The following is a 19049-nucleotide window of genomic DNA, read 5'->3' as shown; positions in this document are numbered from 1 at the left end:
ATACACAAAAAGTCACGGCTAAAAACCCCAATAGCCACAAAGTAAAAAAGAGATTACTATATTAAATGAAATATTCAAAATATTTAGAAAGGATCTGTTATTTGCTAGTATTCTGAAAAGTTTATCAAAATTAGAAAGCAGGGGTCATATGGAAATTAATTCATTAATCAAGAAAGCAGCTGCTGTGGCATTTTCAGCAGGCTTAATAATCTCACCTATTCATTCGGTACTTTCTACTGAAGCAGTAGCACAAGAACTTAAGGCAGAGGACATTCTTTTATCCTTGACAAAGGAACAACGTGAAGCATTACATCAATTGCAATTGAACGATCATACAGGACTGCAAGGATTTAGTGAGGCAGACCTAGAAACGGCAGAAGAAGTATCCGTCATTGTCGAATTCAAATCAAAACCGGGCAAAGTGGCTGTCTTGGAAGCTGAATTTAAAGGCAAAACATTGAAAAATGAAGATGCCGAAGCACAGGTCGAAAAAGAGCATAAAATCTTTAAGGAAGACATCAAAAAGTACTTGCCTCAAGAAAACTCCAAAGCGAAGAGCAATTCAAATTCCATCACCCAGACATTCAAAAAAGCTTATAACGGCGTAGCCATGAAATTGCCGGGCGATAAAGTCAAGCTCCTTTTGGAATCAGATGTCGTCCAAGCCGTTTACAAAGACGAGACCTTTACGGTTGATCCTATTAAGCAGGATCTTCCCAAAGATGTTGATAGAGAAATCACCACTTCTGTTGAAAGTATTCCTTATTTAAAGATTGATAAGCTACATGAGGAAGGCATTACGGGGGACGGAGTAAAGGTAGCTGTTCTTGATACGGGAATTGACTATAATCACCCCGATTTAAAGGATGCTTACAAAGGCGGATATGATTTTGTGGATAATGATAATGACCCAATGGAAACAACCTATGCAGATTGGGAGAAATCGAATCAGCCTGAGTATGCTTATGGAACTGCCTATTACACGTCACATGGTACTCATGTTTCTGGAACGATTGCCGGACAGAACAAAAATGACAGTGAAGTGTCTGTTGTGGGTGTCGCGCCAGACGCCGACCTTTATGTATACCGCGTTTTAGGACCATATGGAAGCGGAACATCTGAAGCTGTTATTGCTGGGATTGAAAAAGCAGTGGAAGACGGAATGGATGTTATGAACCTTTCATTAGGTGCATCGATAAACAATCCGTATTTTCCAACGAGTACCGCGATTAATTATGCCGTATTAAATGGTGTAACAGCTGTCGTTTCTGCTGGTAATTCCGGTCCGAATTCCAACACAGTAGGCTCTCCAGGTACAGCGGCTCTGGCGCTTACAATCGGAGCAAGTGATGTCCCTGTTGCGATCACTTCGTTTACAGGGAGCATTTCAGGAAACTGGTCCACTGAGCTCATCAGCATGGGAAGAAGCTTTGCAGATGATTTCTCTGCATTAAATGGGCAATCACTTGAACTTGTCGATGTAGGTTTTGGTTCACAAGAAGAATATACTGAAAAAGATGTGAAAGGGAAAATTGCTTTCGTCCAGCGCGGGAATCTTGCCCTTAATGACAAAATCAAATTTGCCAAAGAACACGGTGCGAAAGCGGTTATTATGTATAACAATGTTGACGGACAGATCGGCGTTAATTTAGGGGAATCACATGTATATGTTCCAGCTTTCTCCATAACAAAAGAAGCAGGCGAGAAATTTAAGGCGAATATTGCGCAAGGAAACACTGCATTCACTTTCTCTAATATGAAAGATATCGTTTCCGAAGGAGATAAATTAGCTGACTTCAGTTCAAGAGGACCGGTTAATCTTAATTATGATATGAAACCAGAAGTTGTTGCTCCGGGGGTGAGCGTGCTATCTACATTCCCTTCCTATATGATTGATCATGAAAATCAGGAAGATTACAAATATGCCTATGCACGTCTTTCAGGAACATCTATGGCAGCACCGCACACAGCTGGAATTGCTGCATTATTATTAGAGGCGAATCCGAAGCTTGATCCAGATGATATTAAAACAGTTCTGATGAATACGGCAGATCCTTTAAATGGCAGTTATAGTTTGTATGAAGCAGGTGCTGGCCGAGTAGACCCTTATCAAGCCATCCATGGACAAATGAAAATGCAAGTGACTGATGAAACCGATATTCCAGATGGGGAATATTTAGAAAAATTTAAAAATCCATCCGGAGATATTAACTTCGGCATTCATTTTGGGGCGGAAGGAAGCAATGTCAGAGCGAATGAAAACATAAGTTTTACAAACAACAGTAATAGTACCAAAAATTTCTCCGTTTCTATCGAAGAAAATGCAGCGGAAGGTACGAACAGTCTAAGTAAAAATGGCATCGCCGTCAGCACCAGTAAAAACATTAAAGTGAAAGCAAATCAAGAAGTAAAACAAAATGTGTTCTTGACAGCACCAAAAACGGCTAAAGCGGGGCGATACGAAGGGTTTGTTGTATTGACGAACAAAGCAGATTCATCCGATCAATATCGGATTCCATTTAACTTCAGAATTACAAAGGATGGAATAAGCTCTTTAGACCTCCTTAGACCGATCATTTCACCGGAATATTTAAATCAGGCACCGTTGAGGCTTGATTTACTTCAAAATGTTGCGACCGTTATTAATTTAGGTTCACCAGGAAAAACCATGGATGTCACTCTGCAGGATGGAGAAACCGGGAAAGACTTAGGTCTGATCGGAACGCTGGATTTAACTGGCGCGCCACTGGATAAAAACCTTTTAATACTTGCGTTTAATGGAAGATACTATTCATTTACAGGAGACTCCAAGCAGCCTATAGCAGAAGAAGTAAGTTATGCAAAGCCAGGGCACTATAAGCTGAATTTTGTGACAACAAGCCAGACTGGAAAAGTGACAAAAGAAACACGTGATATTTACATCAAAATTGACGATCCAACATTTACAAGCTCTTTAGATGGACCATCTCCGTTTGTTGAATATAAGCAAGGTCAAGCAACCTATCCATTTGAAGTTCAATTATTGGATCCGCTCATGGAAGAGATGCAAAATAATGGAGTAAAACTTGATCAATCTGCGAATACAGTCATTTATACGTGGGGAAATATCCCATTCCCATCCAGTCCTATTCGAATGGATAAAGATGGCAAATGGGCAGAGGAAGTAGCAATGGAAGAATCCATCCCTGCCTTGAGATTTACATTGTCTGGTTATGATGCAGCCGCTAATACACCGCTAACAAAAGAATATTTCTTTGTTAAAGAAGGGACACCAGTTACCTACGCAAAAAGCGATATCAAAAAAGTAAAAACAGGCGAAACGATTAAAGCCCAATTATTTTTGGACAATGTAAGTGATGCAAAAGAAGTCATTTGGAACTTGAAAGAACAGTATAAAAATGACATGGACTTAATTGATGCCAAACTGGCTGAAGAATTTTCCGATAAAGGAACTATATTGGTAAATGGTGACGAAGTGAAGGTGGTCTTCAACGATGCGAATGTGACATTTGATCAAGCGGCAGTAGTAGATGTTACGTTAAAGATAAATGATGAAACCTTCACTACAAAGGCCAGCATAACTCCAACAGCAACAGTGAAAAATAGCCAAAGTCAATCAAGCAATCTGCTTAATGCCGGTTATGCTTTTGAGATTTCGCCGCAATTCAACGCTGCATTCGGCTACGTGCTGCCGGACGGATTCCGTAATCCTGCGAACGGTCTTTATGATAGAAAGGACTGGACAAAGGTTGGCGCATCGTTAAAGTTTAAAGAATCAAGCGGGTATGTTTTTGATGCTACTTCTCTGATAAAAGTAGGAGCAGACTACAGGGTAGAAAAGCTTCCGTTAAGCAAAGATCCATACATTTTAGAAATTAAGATTCCTGGTCATTTTGAAGTGCAAAGCAAGCAAAATCTTTCGTTTGAGTATAAGGGAGAACTATTTGGTAGAAGTCATTATGTCAGCCCAATCAAAATTAAGGCAGGTGATGTCAACCAGGACAACGTTATTGACGTCTTGGATGCTATAGACATCCAAAAAGCTTGGAAGACGGATAACCGTGCAGCTGATATTAATTTTGATGGCATGGTGGATGCAAAAGACATTGGCTTTGTCAAAGACAATTATCTACTGCAAAACAAATATGTTGATAATCCTCCAGCTCCAAAAGAAAATCATGAAGGCAAGACATTAGAAAGTATTTTGAAAGAGTTAGGGATTCAGTAAACAAAAGAAGAAAACTGAATAAAAATTAACAAATATAGAAAACGTACAGAAACCTATTGTTTCCCCTGCAGCTGTCATTAAAATTCTTTTCTTGATAGAAAGCGGCAGGGGAACAACAAGAGATAAATATTTCACATTGAATAAATTTACTGACATCAATATCAATTAGAAAAAAACACAAAAATAATGATGTTGGGAGCAAACCTATGAAAAAAAGATCGATAAAATGGCTTTCAAATATTATTTTTTCAATTTTCTTTCTACTAATCGTCTATATCGGTGTAACTGTATTCCAAACTAGTAAAAATCCCGGCAGTTTGCCAAGTTTCTTTGGATTTACACCATTAACTGTACTTTCGAATAGTATGCAGCCACACCTGCAATCGGGAGATCTTGTATTTATTAAAAAAGCAGAATTCGAAGATATAAAAGTGAATGATGTTATTACCTTTAAAGAATCGGATACAAAATTCATTACACATAGAGTAATAGATGTTAAAGAGCAAGCTGGACAAGCTGGTTTGGTGACAAAAGGTGACAACAACAATGTTGAGGATTCAATGATTGTAACGAAGGATCATTTCGTTGGAAAACAAGTAGCTGCAATACCTAAACTTGGATATGTATCAGATTTTGCAAGCGGTCCGATTGGGTTTTTGCTGTTAATCACCATTCCTCTCACGGGCTACATTTGTCTAACAGTTTTTGAACGTCTTTCCCGCAAAGAAAAACAGCATACAAATGAAGAAATTGTATCTAAATAAAAACTATTTTTAGTTGGGGGAATTATTTTATGAAGATCGCTAAAGCAAAAAAAGTATTATTAGGTACAACACTTGCGGGTGTAATTGCAGTTTCAGTAAGCTATGGAACATACTCTTGGTTTACTTCTGAAACAACTGCTAAAGGTGAAATAACAAATACACTTTTGCAGCTTAATAACGGTGAAGATATTAACGAGAGTATTGTAGCAGTTGAGAATTTTGCTCCATCACAACTAGTGTTTGGAGATTGGCTCACGATTGATAACACTGGGACTGTCGATACATTCTTACAAGCAAAATTGCACCAATCATTAGATAAACCTCTTTCATTAGATACGTACAAAGTTGGCTATGTTGCACTGAAGTACAAAGTAAAACCAACGGAAGAGGTGTTAAAAGCATCACAAATTAAACTTAAGGAATTATTCGAAGGAACAACAAATGAAGTTACTCGTTCGGTTTCGGACGAACCAGTTGAAATTGCAGAGGGGGTAGAAATTATTACAGGCTACCTAAATTCTTCTGAGCTGCGTTCTGCTGCTACTGGCGAAAAAGAATTTCTTTTGGGTGATGGTGCAGAATCAGGTAAGGGCAATAAGTTTTGGAATTTAAAGACAAATGAATACATTGATCTTTCATTTGGTGTAAAACTAGATGAGGCAGCAACGAATGACTATCAAGGTGTGACATACTCTGCGAATCTATCAGTTAAAGCAAAACAAAAAGATGATGGTGCTTTATACGAATAATGGTAATGGGTAAAACAGACGACTACTGGTCGTCTGTTTTTCAATATTATGTAAATGCCACTTCTCAATTATTGCCTATCATTCGTAATGTGAAAATCTATCATACGATGATAAAGTAAACCTAATTTCGAAGAAGGAATACTAGAAGATCCGTCAGACAAAAAATAAAATATGAATGTATTTTAGACAAGAGTAAAAGGGTTAGGGATATTAGTCATGTATAGTATCCCTAACCCTTTATTGGGGTATTTGGGGCGGTACGCTTAAAAGTAATGATTAGGTTGATTGAGAGCATGGGCAATTTCTTTTATCCCCGTTTCAATTTTTGGGTCATCAACATTTGAAACATTTAGTTTTAAAATTCGTTCACGGTAAAATCCATTCAAGAAGTTGTGATCAGCTGTAGCCAAATAAATATGTTGCTGTGCCAAATGCTGTATTAGCCTATTAACATTAACTTCCCTTGGCAATACGATATGACTATGCATACATATTTCTGTAGTTGCTTTATATTTTGACAAATATGTTTTGATCGATTGCTGAAGCGTATTGGCACGCATTGTATATATTTCACTAACTTTCTTTTTGTAACGCTCAAACATACCACTTTTCAAATATAGTTCCAGCGCAGCCTGTGAAATCATAGCGCTATCAATATCAGTAGTGTTTTTATATTGCTGAAAAGTATCAATAAATGCATTTGGTAAAATAGCTAGTCCAATACGTAAGCCAGGAAACATAATTTTAGAGAAGCTTTTCAAATAGATCACATGCTCCTCTGTATCATCTGTGAATAATGGATCAGTCTTTGTATTTTGATCAAAATCCGCCAAATAATCATCTTCAACGATATAAACATCATATTTATAGGCAAGCTTACGGATGTCATCCTTCTCTTTTTTACTAAAGGAAGTGCCCAAAGGATTCTGGAGGCGTGGCATTGTATAAAAAAACTTAATGTCATCTTTTTTAAAAATACTTTCTAATTCCGCCAGATCAATTCCCTCCGCAGTTCTTTTGATGCCCTTTACTGGTAGTTGGTATGTTTTTAAATAATCCATGTATAGATGGTAGCTAGGTTGTTCTACTAGAATGGTTGTCCGATTATTTGGAAAGGGCATAACACTTAGCAAAAACAATGACTGCTGAACGCCAGAAGTAATAAAAATATTACCTTCTTTAATAAATATTTGATACGTTTCTAACAATTTTTTTACCTCTGTAATTAACGAAGGTAAACCTCTTGCTGTACCGTATCGAAATAAGTCCGCTTGATATGTGTCAATAGCTTTATTGATACAATGCTGAAAATCTTTATATGGAAATGCGTGCCAACTAGGTGATGATGTCGCAAAATCTATACAATTGTTTACAAGTGGTTTATAGGAAAGCTGATGGTCAACCACGTAATAACCACTTTTGGGTAGGGCATATATAAGATGCTGATCTTCCAATTTTTTTAAAGCTGTCATAACGGTGCTTTTATTACATGAAAATGCTTGAGATAAATTACGGATAGAAGGGAGCTTTGCACCAGCCTGTAGAGCACCAGTTTGTATTTTGTTCATTAATTTTGAATAGATAAACTCGTATTTTAGCATATACATCCTCTCGCACATCTATACCGGTACAGATGTGCATTTTTTATATCGTACAAATCTATAATTTTTACTATGATAACTTTACCAGCTGGAATAAAGAGAAGGAGTTTAACCATATGACTGCAAAAAGAAAAGCATACTTGGCCGCGATTATTTATGCTTTCATTATTGGACTTTCATTTATGTTTGTCAAAGTTACATTGACTGTGACAAGTCCTATAGATACACTTGCGCATCGATTTACCGTTGCATTTATGGGGATCATCATTTTACTAGTTGTTACGAAAAAAAAGGTAATAATAAAAAAACATGATGTACGGAAAATTTTACCGTTAGCATTATTATACCCAGTAGCTTTTTTTACTTTTCAGGTGCTTGGGCTTGCTAAAATTTCCTCGTCAGAAGCAGGGATTATTCAAGCAACAATCCCTATTTTTACATTAATTCTTGCGATTATGTTTTTAAAGGAAAAAGTGTCACGTGGACAACTTGTTTTTATTAGTTTATCGGTAATTGGGGTCATATATATGCTATTTAGGAATGGGGAAAATGCCAATACAGGAAATCTAATTGGTTGTGGGTTTATTGTACTCTCAGCACTTGCTGCATCACTATATAATGTTTTTGCAAGAAAGCTTACCAAACAATATCCATTAATGACAATAACATGTGCTATGACAGTATGTGGATTTTTAATTTTTAATGGAATAGCTATTGGAAACCACGTAATAAATGGCACATTAAATCAATTTTTCAAGCCATTTATGAATGTTGATTTTGTCATATCAATTTTATATTTAGGTATATTATCATCACTCGGTACGTCTTACTTGTCAAATTATGCTTTATCTAAAATAGAAGCTTCCAAAATGAGTGTTTTTAGTAACTTTTCCACGCTCATCACAATACTTGCAGGCATAATTTTTTTACAGGAAGTCTTTCACTTTTACCACTTTATTGGAGGAATAATCATAATTATCGGTGTCATAGGGACAAACTATTTCGGATATCGGAGGGAATCATAATGAAAAAGTATAGCCTCTTGCTTTTAATCAGTTTTATTTGGGGCTCCCAATTTTTCTTCGTAGCCTTAGTAACGGATGATGTTGGAGCAATTACCTTATCATTGTTAAAAGCTCTTATCGGTGCCATTTGTTTATCCTTCATTAGCTTATTTTTAAAAAAGGAGACTGGCCAAACCCATATAAAATTGTATGTTACAATTGCTTTTTTTGAAGTAGTGTTACCCTTTATCCTTATTGCTCAAGGTCAAAAGTATGTATCAAGCAGTATTGCATCCATGCTCATCGCTACGGTACCAATCATCACTTTAGCTCTTTTCGTTATTTTCTTTAAAAAGAAAGTAAGTCAGTTTCAATTTGTTGGCATTTTATTGGGCTTTTTAGGTATGGTCATTCTATCATGGCCGACACAAGCAATGAATGGTTCAGGAACAGTATTAGGGAATGTGCTTATTCTATTGGCTGCCATTAGCTTTGCACTATCATTAATTTTAATGGAAAAATTAGGTGATGGTTCACCAGTAATTCATATGCGAAACGTTTTATGGATCGCTACCATTCTATTACTACCATTAGCCTTTATCTTTGAACGCCCTTTACAAGTAGATGTGAGCAGTCTACAAATAACTTCGATTATTATATTAGGTATTTTCCACGCAGGAATTGTTTATATGCTATATAATCTTTTAATTAAAGAAGAGGGTGCTATATTTGCATCATTTAGTAATTATATTGTTCCTGTAGTAGGTGTTTTGCTAGGTTATTTTATTTTAAACGAACCATTATCATTTCAACATTTAATAGGAATTTGTATAATTCTTTGTGCGCTTTTGTTGTCGAATAAACAGGCTTTCAAAAGTGAATAGACAGATGCTAGTCAAGCCTCGAATACAACTAATCTCTTAAATGTTAAGCATTTTAGAGATAAGTTGTTAATATTTGTAGAAGTTACTGAATTCTGTTCCTAAAAATACAAACGATATTCCTAACGTAACTCTCGTAATTTCTTATTGGGGTACCGTAGGAAAATGCGGTTATCTTGACTCGTAAATAGAAAACCTTTGCTATCGATGGTTTATTCGGTGAATTTGTAGGTCCATTTGCCAGTGGTGCACCAGCTATTTTGAACGAACAGATACTTAAGTTTAAGATTCGTCTGCTCATGAGGGGACATATCTTTTGGAAAAGGATTAATTTGGAAACATAGTAAATGACTTTTTTATTATGGCGTACAATTGCTCTATTACAATCGGTAAAGAACTTACATCTGATTGTTGAAATTTAGAAGGTCGATCGAGAGGGGGGGACAGGAGTCTTAGTAAGAACTTTTTTTCAAAAGACAACAGTTGAAATATTGAGAACTACATAAAAAACCTCAAATTAAGAGGTATAAACTATGTCTTATATTCTATTTTTTATTAAATTTCTTTACTTTTTAGTACGGACTATTGCTCCAATTAGTTTAAATAGGTAAGAATATAGTCATTAATTGTTAACAGCCATGCGTCCAAGAGGGCCGTTTTCGTCAATGATATTTTGTATATCATAAACTGAAATCGGAAACATCGGAAAACCATAAGCATATGGAGTGATTTCGTAAAGCTGAAAATAGATCACTAGGGTTTTATCTGCAATATAAAAGTCTTGGTTGGGCTTAATTTTTGTAAAGCTGTTAAGAAGCTGAATATTGCGTTGATTAATTTGTTCACTAATTAAGCTTGAAAGCCTGTTAACATAATCACTTCTAGGTTTAAATAAGTCTTTAAGTTCATAAAGCTTTTCCTTTTGCAGGTCAAATGTTAATGACTTGATATACGTCATCCCATGGGCAGCATGATAGTGGTAAGTATAATTGGAGAGGGATAGGCTAAGAACCTCGCGCTGGTTATTTTTAATTTCATAATACCCAATCATTTCCTCAACGGTTGTCGGCATATTTCCAACTTGCTGATTGATAAGCTGCTGAGTGACAGAGGAGATTGTCTGATTTATGATTCTTTCAAATGTTATATTTTTCATTCCTTTAACCTCAGGATAATAAATGATCTTTTTTGGACCGATCCTAAATGTTACTGTATCAATTTTCACAGGAAATGAAACAGGCATACTTCTCCATCCTTTTAGGTTTTTACCTATTGTATTCAGAGGATGGATGAAGGTGAGAACGAGAATAATGGCATGCACCCTTAATGTTCTGAATAGATAGAAATCTGTGAATATAGTATTATTAATGTAAAACATTTTTTCAAAAGCGGGGCAAAGATATGTACAAATTGTATTGTAGAACATATCAAGCCATGTTCAGAGTCACTTCTCACTTTCTGCCATGGCGTAAACCAGAGTTGATAGAAGGAGAAAATTGCTTGAGTCAGCTTCCGAAGCTTATAAAAAACAGAGGAGTTAATAGAGTATTAATTGTTTCGGACAAAGGGATTACATCACCTGGATTAATGGAAAATCTTCTAATCTATCTTGAGAGTGAAGGGATATCATTTGCCCTATACGATAACACAGCTCCAAATCCAACGATTACCCATATTGAAGAGGCATTGGAAATGTATAACGCCAATCATTGTGAAGGAATTATCGCTTTCGGAGGCGGTTCCCCAATGGATTGTGCAAAAGGAGTAGGGGCGCGTGTGGCAAAACCACATTTGAGTATACCTCAAATGAGGGGAGTATTAAAGATAAGAAAGCAAATCCCTTTCCTGTGTGCTGTGCCAACAACGGCAGGTACAGGCAGTGAAGCGATGGTTGCAGCAGTCATTACCAACAGCGAGACGCACGAAAAATATGCTATCAATGATATGGCACTCATCCCGCATTTTGCTGTACTTGACCCTATCCTAACGATTAATCTGCCTCCACATATTACTTCCACAACAGGGATTGATGCGCTGACTCATGCGATAGAGGCGTATATCGGCCGCAGTAATACGTAAGAAACAAAAGAATTTAGCAGAGAAGCGATACAGCTTATTTTTGAAAATATTTATGAAGCCTATTCAAACGGGTCAAATTTAATGGCGCGAACGAATATGCAAAAAGCTGCCTATTTAGCAGGATTGGCATTTACGCGTGCCTATGTTGGAAATGTTCATGCCATTGCACATACACTTGGAGGATTTTATAATGTCCCTCATGGGCTTGCCAATGCCATTATCTTGCCTTATGTCTTAGAGTATTATGGCAAGTCCGTTCATAAACCTTTAGCTGAATTAGCTGACTTGATCGGGATAGGCAAGCACGGTGAAAGTGAGCAACAAAAAGCAGCTTATTTTATAGTAGCAATAAAAAAATTAAATGAAAGCATGGAAATTCCAAAGAAAGTTCGCGGCATAAAAGATAAAGATATTCCCTTAATGATTGAGCGTGCATTGAAAGAAGCGAATCCGCTTTATCCTGTGCCTAAGATATTGGGGAGAGAGGATATGAACAAATTATATGAGGTTATTAAAGAGTAGCGGGATCAAAAAAAGCCGTAAAGTCTATGTGATATTAAGACTTTACGGCTTTTTAATACGTATATATATTCTAATGCAATCATAGATTTTCATAAAACACAAAAAACAGCCTTGCATTTCCAGCCATTGCATGCTAGAATGAAAAACGCTGTAGCCTTTTTTGTATATCAATTATGTTATTAAATAAATATCCTATATTAACATTAACACAAAAAAAATCTACTGTCAAGCAGCGGCTAAAAAAATCATTAGGAGTGATTTCATGAGTAGAGAACAACAGGATAACCAAATTGAGCAGAAGAGGGTCCATTTCATTGCCGAAGAAATTCAACAAAAAATAGACAGCTTAACTCAACATGTTAAAAAAGTAAGTTCTGATGCTCTTGAAATTCGAAGAACATTTTGGGATGACGTGACGGTTAATATGGATGGACCGGATGATATCGATGAAACTTTTTTTAGTATTAAGCAGCAGACAGAACTGCTTTTAGAACGGGAAAGAAGCGAAAAGCAATTGGACCGACAAATTAAAACATTGTCCAGATTAAAGAACTCTCCTTATTTCGGACGAGTGGATTTTGAGGAAGAAGGAGATCCTTCTGACGAATCCATTTACATTGGAATCACCTCTTTTATGGATAAGGAAAATGAAAATTTTCTAATCTATGACTGGAGGGCACCGATATCAAGTCTTTATTATGATTACGCGCCAGGAATTGCAAAATATGAGACACCTGAAGGAATGATTGAAGGGGAGATGAAGCTAAAACGCCAATTTATTATTCGTAATAGCGAAATTGTTGGCATGTTTGATACGGGTGTCACGATTGGCGACCAAATTCTTCAGGAAGCATTAGGAAACAATGCGAATACACAAATGAAAAGCATTGTTGCAACCATTCAAAAAGAACAAAATCAAATCATTCGAAATGAAAAAAGCAAGCTATTGATTGTCCAAGGGGTTGCCGGAAGTGGAAAAACATCAGCCGCCTTACAGCGGGTAGCCTATTTGTTATACCGATATCGAGGAATTTTATCTTCTCAAAATATCATGCTTTTTTCTCCAAATCCTTTATTTAATAGTTATGTTGCCACTGTTCTTCCTGAATTAGGTGAGGAGAACATGCAGCAAACGACTTATTTTGAGTATTTAAATCACCGTGTGGGAGGGGCTCTAAAGCTAGAAGACTCCTTTCAGCAATTAGAATATCTCCTTAATGAGGATAAATCAAAGGAATATGATAGAAGGGTTCATAATATCCGTCTAAAATCTAGTCTCCAATTTAAAGAAATAATCGATCGCTATATTCAGTACTTAAGTACAGAAGGAATGCAATTTAAGGATATAAAGTTAAGGAAGAAACTGCTTATTTCCAAAGATCAAATTCGAGAAAAATTTTATTCCTTTGCGCAGAATATATCCCTTCCTGACCGGATCCAGCTTTTACAGGAGTGGTTATTAAGAGAATTGAAAAAACGAAAAAAAGCAGAGAAAAAGCAGGATTGGGTGAGGGAAGAAATCCAATTTTTAGATAAAGAGGATTATGTGGATGTTTTTAAAAGGCTTCAAAGTGAAAAACGATCAGATAAATACACATTTGATGATTTTGAACAGGAAGAAAAGCTGCTTTCTGAAATTTTGGTTAGCAGATATTATAATCCGATCATCAAACAGGTAAAAAACAAAAAGTTTATCGATTTTATAGGGATCTATAAACAGCTATTTAATTGTGACATACTCGAAAAGGCGGAATTAGGAGCTGCAATAAGCTGGGAAGACATATGTGCAAACACATTAAGCAGGCTGAATTCTATGGAAATGAGCTACGAAGATGCGACTCCGTTTGTGTATTTAAAGGACCGAATTGAAGGGAAAAAAGCTCACACATCCATTCGCCACGTTTTTATAGACGAAGCCCAAGATTACACACCTTTTCAATTTGCCTATATCCAGCAATTATTTCCAAAAAGTAAAATGACGCTGCTTGGTGATATCAATCAAGGCATCTATACCCATTCACAGGAAGAGGATGTCATGGCCGCTGTTGACATAGATGAATGTGAAAAGGAAACAATCGTCTTAACAAGAAGCTATCGTTCCACTCGGCCAATTGTAGAGTTTACAAAATCATTATTAAAGAATGGTCAACAGATCGAACCATTTAACCGAGATGGAAATAGACCTACTTTAACCATAGTAAAAAAAGAAAGATTAATTCCTTCCGTCATAGAAAAGGTAAAAGACCTAAAGAGAAGCGGGCATCAAACAATAGCAATTATTTGCAAGACATCGAAGGAAAGTGCGGAAGTGTACTCCACTATTAAGGCGGATTTACCTGTCCGCTTGATGGAGAAAGGAACGGTTTCATTTGAAAAAGGTGTACTCGTGATCCCTTCTTATTTAGCTAAGGGCATCGAATTCGATGCAGTCATCATTTACGATGCATCTGAAAGAAGCTACGGCAAAGAGAGTGAGCGCAGGCTGTTTTATACAGCTTGTACACGGGCCATGCATGAGCTTCATATCTTTTCAGCTGGAAAAATCAGTCCATTATTAGAGAATAGCAGTGATTATTTGCAGGTAAAGTCCTCGTGAAGAGGGCTTTTTTTTTATGGCTCTATTAAAATTAAATGTTGATATTAAGCAAGGTTTATGGGAAACCCAATTTCTACAGGTTTCCCCAATTTTCTCAATTCGTTAGCCTTAGGTAGTGAAATTTTGCATCTTGTAGTGCACTATTTAAATCAAATGATGCATCAAAGGCAATAAATAATGCAATAATACCTGATAATACAGCTACAATTGCTCCACCATCTTTAAGTATTTTTCTGTTCCTCTTGTATAGGAAAAATGATATTACCGCAACAATTATAAAGTATGATAACGATAGGATTAGTTTAGTAAATACCGCTTCAATATTACTTACAGCCATCATAAAATTTTGTAATTCATCTTCATTGTCGATACTTTCTTCGATAATAGTTATATCTCCTTTGTAACCAACCTGCCAAGAAAATGTGTTTTGCTCTTTTGTTATGGTGTACTCATATCCCAAAACTTTACCATCACTAATAATCCCTGAATATTCCTGTGTATCTTCTTCGTTTTGGGTACAAGCTGATAATATTAAAGTGAAACAAATTAACACAAGCGGAATATATTTTTTCATCATAATCCCTTTACACCATCCCAATGTTTGTTCTTATATAATTATATCAAGTTTCTTAAGGTATCAAAAATCAACATTATTCTTTAACAGAGCCTTTTCGATAAAAAAAGTTTGACAATAAATTGTGCAAAAGTTATATTTTTTTACACGAAATATCATAATTCGATACAATTGTTTCGGAAACTTTAGTATCATTTAACTAAGAGTAGTTTGAAAGATATAGGTAGATAGTTTCTTTAACTTAAATAAGTATACATAAAACTGGAGAAGAACGAAAAATGCGTTTAATTAAATTGGATGGATGTACAACTGGAACTAGAATAGGAAAATCGATTTACCGTGACAATGGAAGAGTTCTTCTATCCAAGGGGACCTATCTAACAGATAGTTTGATAGAAAAATTAAAGAAATTTAATGTCTATACCATATATATTGAGGATGACATGTCTGAAGGCATCGAAATAGTAGATGCTATTCCTGAGGAATTACGTGTAGAAGCAGCTAGTATTATTACATCAGGATTGGATGATATTGCAGGGCTAAATTCACACAAATCAAAATTAGAAAAAATGGTGAAGTCTAGCAGAGCCGTTCGCAGTATGCAAAAGATTTTTAAAGATATATTAAGCTGTTTAAATGAAAATCGAACGGCACTCAATTTATTAGCAACGACAAAGGTGCATGAAAACCATGTGTATACTCATAGTTTGAACGTAACCATATATGCTTGTCAGCTGGCAATAGAAAACGGATTGCCTCTTAAGAATATTGAAGAGATCGGTTTAGGTGCTATGCTGCATGATATAGGGAAAATATATATCCCAAATGAAATATTAAATAAGCCAGGAAAATTGACAGATGAAGAATATGAGCAAATCAAATCACATTGTGAATTAGGATTCAACCATCTCAAAAAGATTCACGAGATTCCACTCACAGTATCACATTGTGCACTGCAGCATCATGAAAGAATTGATGGAACAGGATATCCAAGAGGGTTAAAGAGTAATGAAATACATAAATACGCAAAGATCATAAGTGTTGCAGATGTATTTGATGATGTTACAAGCCATCGTGAATACCGCAAACCGGTGTTACCGCATAAGGGGATTGAAATCCTATATAGCGGTAATGGAACACAATTTGATAGCAAGCAGATTCATATGTTTAAAAACAGTATTGCCATCTATCCTCCAGGGTTGACAGTTAAATTAAATGATGGAAGAACGGGCATCGTCTCGAAATATAATTTTAATGCCGTTGGCCGACCAGAAATTAGGATAATAAAGGGTGAAGAAAACCAGGAAGTAAGCCCTTATGAAATCGATTTAGCTGCAAATGAGCATTTGACTGTTGAGATTGTAGAGGCGGATGCATTGTTGTAATTCTTATAAATAGGATAGTTAAATTGATGAATCAAGCCCTTGCTTTTTGAGCAGGGGCTTTAAAATTTTTGGCTCTGTTATACTATTAGTGTAGATCTCTAACACTAGTAATTTTCGGGTGAATTAAACATAGCCTTCCAATAAAAAACGATTCCATATTGATTCCTCGACCATAAAGAAACCTTCATGTGAACACGTAGCAAATACGCACTTATCATTTTTGTAAAACATTAAGTCTTTCTGGTAATTCGGGACTTATCCAACCAAAAAGAGAATTACTACGGTCTTTTAAAAATTCTCTTGTAATGTTATTTAATCGAAAATAATAAAGTGAAACTTCAATCAGTGGGGGTTTTCCTTCATCCCCCACTGATTGTTAGTTGAACCAATCGGGCCTTTACGGGCTGTTGATCCCCCACTTAGAAATTTTTCTTAATTCAACTTCTTGAAGTGGGGGTCTTACAGCCCGTTAATCTGCGATAAACATAAGCTGTATCTTCACAAAGTTTTGTCGTTTCCCATTCCTTTTGAATCTTCCTTTCAATAAGATGTTCTACAATCTCAGCTATTTAACCTTCAACGTATGCAAGACGTTCTTCTTCACTAGCCATCAATTGTCTATTTTCTACAAAAGCAAAACGATTACATTCTCTCGAAAGTAAATCTATTAATTGTTTATATTGCTTTCCCCTTACGTCTTCACTAATATTTATCATTTTCAACATTTAACCACCTTTTTCATAATGATTCATCCTTAAAACTCTCTCGTTATATATTGTTGGAATGACTTTAGAAGCTTATTGAGAAAAATACTTTACTATATAATTGCTTTCAATCTTTTGCACATAAATTTCCCTGCGTTGGATCGGCTAACTTGTAAATCATTACCACTATGTTAGTACTGGTAAATTATATGTAACTTTCCCATTCGAAAATTGCTATAATAGTCATGATTGAAATCTATTTGCGACGATTTTGAAAGGAGCATCTTGTGTTAGAATCTTTACTTATTAATTTCTTTTTCCTTCTTGTTCCGGTGTTAATTTATCTCATATTTTTTGAATACCGTTCCTTTACATATAACAAATTCATCATTTTCGTTTTTGCAGCTATTACAATGGTCCTCTGCATGGTGTTTCCGATCAAATTAGAAATTGGCTATATTGTAGATATGCGCTATATTCCTTTCCTGATTTTCGCCCTTTATGTAGGTTACAGATATACATTTCTGCTTTATATAGTTTTAAATATAACGCGATTTATCATTGGAAACGAAGGGTTTTTGCAATCCCTTGCTTTTTCAACGATTATTTTGTTTGTCGTTCCATTATGTCATCAATGGTTTATTAAACAGCCACCAAAAAAACGAATCTTGTGCGCAATCATTGTCTCGATGTCAACGACAATCTTCTATGATTTGACACTTATTGCCTTTATTCATGCGTTGGATAGGGAATACTGGACATTGGTTGTCCATACTTTATTTACACACGCTTTGGTAATGGCCGTTATTATGATTTTAATTGAAAAAATAATTGCCAATCATATGGCCCGAGATCTTCTTTTTCAGTCGGAAAGAATAGATGTGGTCAGTCATTTGGCAGCTAGTGTCGCACATGAAATTAGAAATCCGCTTACGGTCACGAATGGGTTTCTGCAGCTACTAGGCAAATCGCAGACGATTACGGAAGAGGAAAAAATGTATATCGAATATTCATTAATTGAATTAAAACGGGCTGAGGGCATTGTAAGTGAATTTTTAGCTTTTTCCAGGCCCCAATCCGAAAACATGGTATATTCCAATCTCGAAGCTGAAACTGAATATATAAAGAATATTATGACACCTTTTGCCAATATGCATGATGTACAAATTCAATCAAGTGTTCGGAACACTTTAAAGCTGAGGTATGATAAAAATCAAATTCAGCAATGTCTCATAAATTTATTTAAGAACGCCATTGAAGCCATGAGAGACACAGGAGGAACTCTAACCATCGATGTGAGCGAGGAAAAGAGGGCCGTTGTCGTGAAAATTACCGACACAGGAATCGGCATGACAAAGGAAGAAATAACGCAATTAGGAAGACCGTATTACTCTACGAAAAAAGAAGGAACAGGTCTCGGCATGCTGATGGTTTATAGTACGATTAGAAAATTAAATGGAAAAATAAAAGTGGAAAGTGAGAAAGGGAAAGGAACCACTTTTAGTTTTACGATTCCGACATCCTGAATACAGACAAAAAGGACAGCATATTCTACATGAGCAGAATGGCTGTCCTTTTTTTAGTAGTAGCTGATTGCGTTATATAATTACAAATTTAACATAGAGCGGTTTCCGCATGTTTACTTAAATAAGAGTAGCGATTTGGAGAGAAATCGATGTTGCCATCTGTTCTAAAATCGGATACGAGCCTATTTTATGACTTCACATTATCTGGTAGTCTTGTACGTGCTAGTGATCCTTTATAAGAAATGGGAGGTTAGAGACTTAACTTTATCCATTAGAACCACCTTTTCATTTCATCAAACGAAAAAATTGAACATTTCTAGTATTGATAGTAACGAATTACTTCAGCCTAATCTTATATGTTATTAATAGCTATTACCTTCCACAATAACCTCTTCCCTGAACTTGTAATGCGATCTCCGATAATAGATTAATTTTT

At 35.9% G+C, this 19049-nt stretch carries 12 protein-coding genes and 1 pseudogene; 9 read left to right on the top strand and 4 right to left on the bottom strand.

The features are described from left to right. The first annotated feature begins 148 nt into the window (after nucleotides 1-148). From FSZ17_RS13340 to FSZ17_RS13330, 3 genes are all read left to right on the top strand, one after another. Nucleotides 149-4228 (top strand): S8 family serine peptidase, encoded by a 4080-nt coding sequence (locus FSZ17_RS13340; RefSeq protein ID WP_057770822.1) that lies wholly within the window; start codon nucleotides 149-151, stop codon nucleotides 4226-4228. A 206-nt stretch (nucleotides 4229-4434) separates the two neighbouring features. After that, on the top strand, nucleotides 4435-4992 hold the full coding sequence (locus tag FSZ17_RS13335; RefSeq protein WP_057770820.1) for a signal peptidase I: 558 nt from the start codon (nucleotides 4435-4437) through the stop codon (nucleotides 4990-4992). 29 nt (nucleotides 4993-5021) lie between these two features. Continuing rightward, nucleotides 5022-5741, top strand: a complete 720-nt coding sequence (locus FSZ17_RS13330; protein WP_057770817.1) for a hypothetical protein — start codon at nucleotides 5022-5024, stop codon at nucleotides 5739-5741. A gap of 263 nt (nucleotides 5742-6004) precedes the next feature. Here the strand turns inward: FSZ17_RS13330 and FSZ17_RS13325 are convergent, their stop codons facing one another. Next, nucleotides 6005-7342: an aminotransferase-like domain-containing protein gene (locus FSZ17_RS13325; protein ID WP_057770815.1), complete on the bottom strand. Its 1338-nt coding sequence runs from the start codon at nucleotides 7340-7342 to the stop codon at nucleotides 6005-6007. A gap of 116 nt (nucleotides 7343-7458) precedes the next feature. Between FSZ17_RS13325 and FSZ17_RS13320 the strand changes: the two genes are divergently transcribed. Together FSZ17_RS13320 and FSZ17_RS13315 are read left to right on the top strand one after the other, a co-directional pair. Beyond that, nucleotides 7459-8367: a DMT family transporter gene (locus FSZ17_RS13320; protein ID WP_057770814.1), complete on the top strand. Its 909-nt coding sequence runs from the start codon at nucleotides 7459-7461 to the stop codon at nucleotides 8365-8367. After that, complete coding sequence (locus FSZ17_RS13315) at nucleotides 8367-9230, top strand: DMT family transporter (RefSeq protein ID WP_057770812.1); 864 nt, start codon at nucleotides 8367-8369, stop codon at nucleotides 9228-9230. Before FSZ17_RS13320 ends, FSZ17_RS13315 begins: the two co-directional genes overlap by 1 nt. A gap of 619 nt (nucleotides 9231-9849) precedes the next feature. On the opposite strand, the gene FSZ17_RS13310 is transcribed toward FSZ17_RS13315, so the two are convergent. After that, nucleotides 9850-10470: a DUF3298 and DUF4163 domain-containing protein gene (locus tag FSZ17_RS13310; RefSeq protein ID WP_146846476.1), complete on the bottom strand. Its 621-nt coding sequence runs from the start codon at nucleotides 10468-10470 to the stop codon at nucleotides 9850-9852. 158 nt (nucleotides 10471-10628) lie between these two features. Between FSZ17_RS13310 and FSZ17_RS13305 the strand changes: the two are divergent. Then, nucleotides 10629-11828, top strand: a pseudogene (locus tag FSZ17_RS13305) (iron-containing alcohol dehydrogenase). A 262-nt stretch (nucleotides 11829-12090) separates the two neighbouring features. Continuing rightward, entirely contained in the window at nucleotides 12091-14424 is a 2334-nt protein-coding gene (gene helD / locus FSZ17_RS13300; RefSeq protein ID WP_057770810.1) for an RNA polymerase recycling motor HelD, read from the top strand. A 94-nt stretch (nucleotides 14425-14518) separates the two neighbouring features. On the opposite strand, the gene FSZ17_RS13295 is transcribed toward helD, so the two are convergent. After that, entirely contained in the window at nucleotides 14519-15001 is a 483-nt protein-coding gene (locus FSZ17_RS13295; protein WP_057770808.1) for a hypothetical protein, read from the bottom strand. Nucleotides 15002-15276: 275 nt separating this feature from the next. Between FSZ17_RS13295 and FSZ17_RS13290 the strand changes: the two genes are divergently transcribed. Beyond that, the gene (locus tag FSZ17_RS13290; RefSeq protein ID WP_057770805.1) at nucleotides 15277-16383 is read left to right on the top strand and encodes an HD-GYP domain-containing protein; all 1107 of its coding nucleotides are present in this window, start codon (nucleotides 15277-15279) and stop codon (nucleotides 16381-16383) included. 569 nt (nucleotides 16384-16952) lie between these two features. Here FSZ17_RS13290 and FSZ17_RS23450 read toward each other — a convergent pair. Continuing rightward, nucleotides 16953-17108 carry a hypothetical protein gene (locus FSZ17_RS23450; RefSeq protein ID WP_185150624.1) on the bottom strand — a complete coding sequence of 52 codons (156 nt, stop codon included), beginning with the start codon at nucleotides 17106-17108 and terminating at the stop codon, nucleotides 16953-16955. Nucleotides 17109-17374: 266 nt separating this feature from the next. Here FSZ17_RS23450 and FSZ17_RS13285 point away from each other — a divergent pair, with 266 nt between their 5' ends. Then, a complete protein-coding gene (locus tag FSZ17_RS13285; RefSeq protein ID WP_057770803.1) occupies nucleotides 17375-18613 on the top strand; it encodes an ATP-binding protein in 1239 nt (412 codons plus the stop codon). The last annotated feature ends 436 nt before the right edge of the window (nucleotides 18614-19049 follow it).

The organism is Cytobacillus dafuensis, assembly GCF_007995155.1.
Classification (GTDB): Bacteria; Bacillota; Bacilli; order Bacillales; family Cytobacillaceae; genus Cytobacillus; species Cytobacillus dafuensis.
This window is presented reverse-complemented; position numbering and strand designations above follow the sequence as displayed.

Excerpts from the sequence above, each read along its gene's own strand:
- FSZ17_RS13330 (WP_057770817.1), top strand. The coding sequence starts at position 5,022 with ATGAAGATCGCTAAAGCAAAAAAAGTATTATTAGGTACAACACTTGCG.
- FSZ17_RS13340 (WP_057770822.1), top strand. The coding sequence starts at position 149 with ATGGAAATTAATTCATTAATCAAGAAAGCAGCTGCTGTGGCATTTTCA.
- FSZ17_RS23450 (WP_185150624.1), bottom strand. The coding sequence starts at position 17,108 with ATGTTGAAAATGATAAATATTAGTGAAGACGTAAGGGGAAAGCAATAT.
- FSZ17_RS13310 (WP_146846476.1), bottom strand. The coding sequence starts at position 10,470 with ATGCCTGTTTCATTTCCTGTGAAAATTGATACAGTAACATTTAGGATC.
- FSZ17_RS13315 (WP_057770812.1), top strand. The coding sequence starts at position 8,367 with ATGAAAAAGTATAGCCTCTTGCTTTTAATCAGTTTTATTTGGGGCTCC.
- FSZ17_RS13325 (WP_057770815.1), bottom strand. The coding sequence starts at position 7,342 with ATGCTAAAATACGAGTTTATCTATTCAAAATTAATGAACAAAATACAA.
- FSZ17_RS13335 (WP_057770820.1), top strand. The coding sequence starts at position 4,435 with ATGAAAAAAAGATCGATAAAATGGCTTTCAAATATTATTTTTTCAATT.
- FSZ17_RS13290 (WP_057770805.1), top strand. The coding sequence starts at position 15,277 with ATGCGTTTAATTAAATTGGATGGATGTACAACTGGAACTAGAATAGGA.
- FSZ17_RS13320 (WP_057770814.1), top strand. The coding sequence starts at position 7,459 with ATGACTGCAAAAAGAAAAGCATACTTGGCCGCGATTATTTATGCTTTC.
- helD (WP_057770810.1), top strand. The coding sequence starts at position 12,091 with ATGAGTAGAGAACAACAGGATAACCAAATTGAGCAGAAGAGGGTCCAT.
- FSZ17_RS13295 (WP_057770808.1), bottom strand. The coding sequence starts at position 15,001 with ATGATGAAAAAATATATTCCGCTTGTGTTAATTTGTTTCACTTTAATA.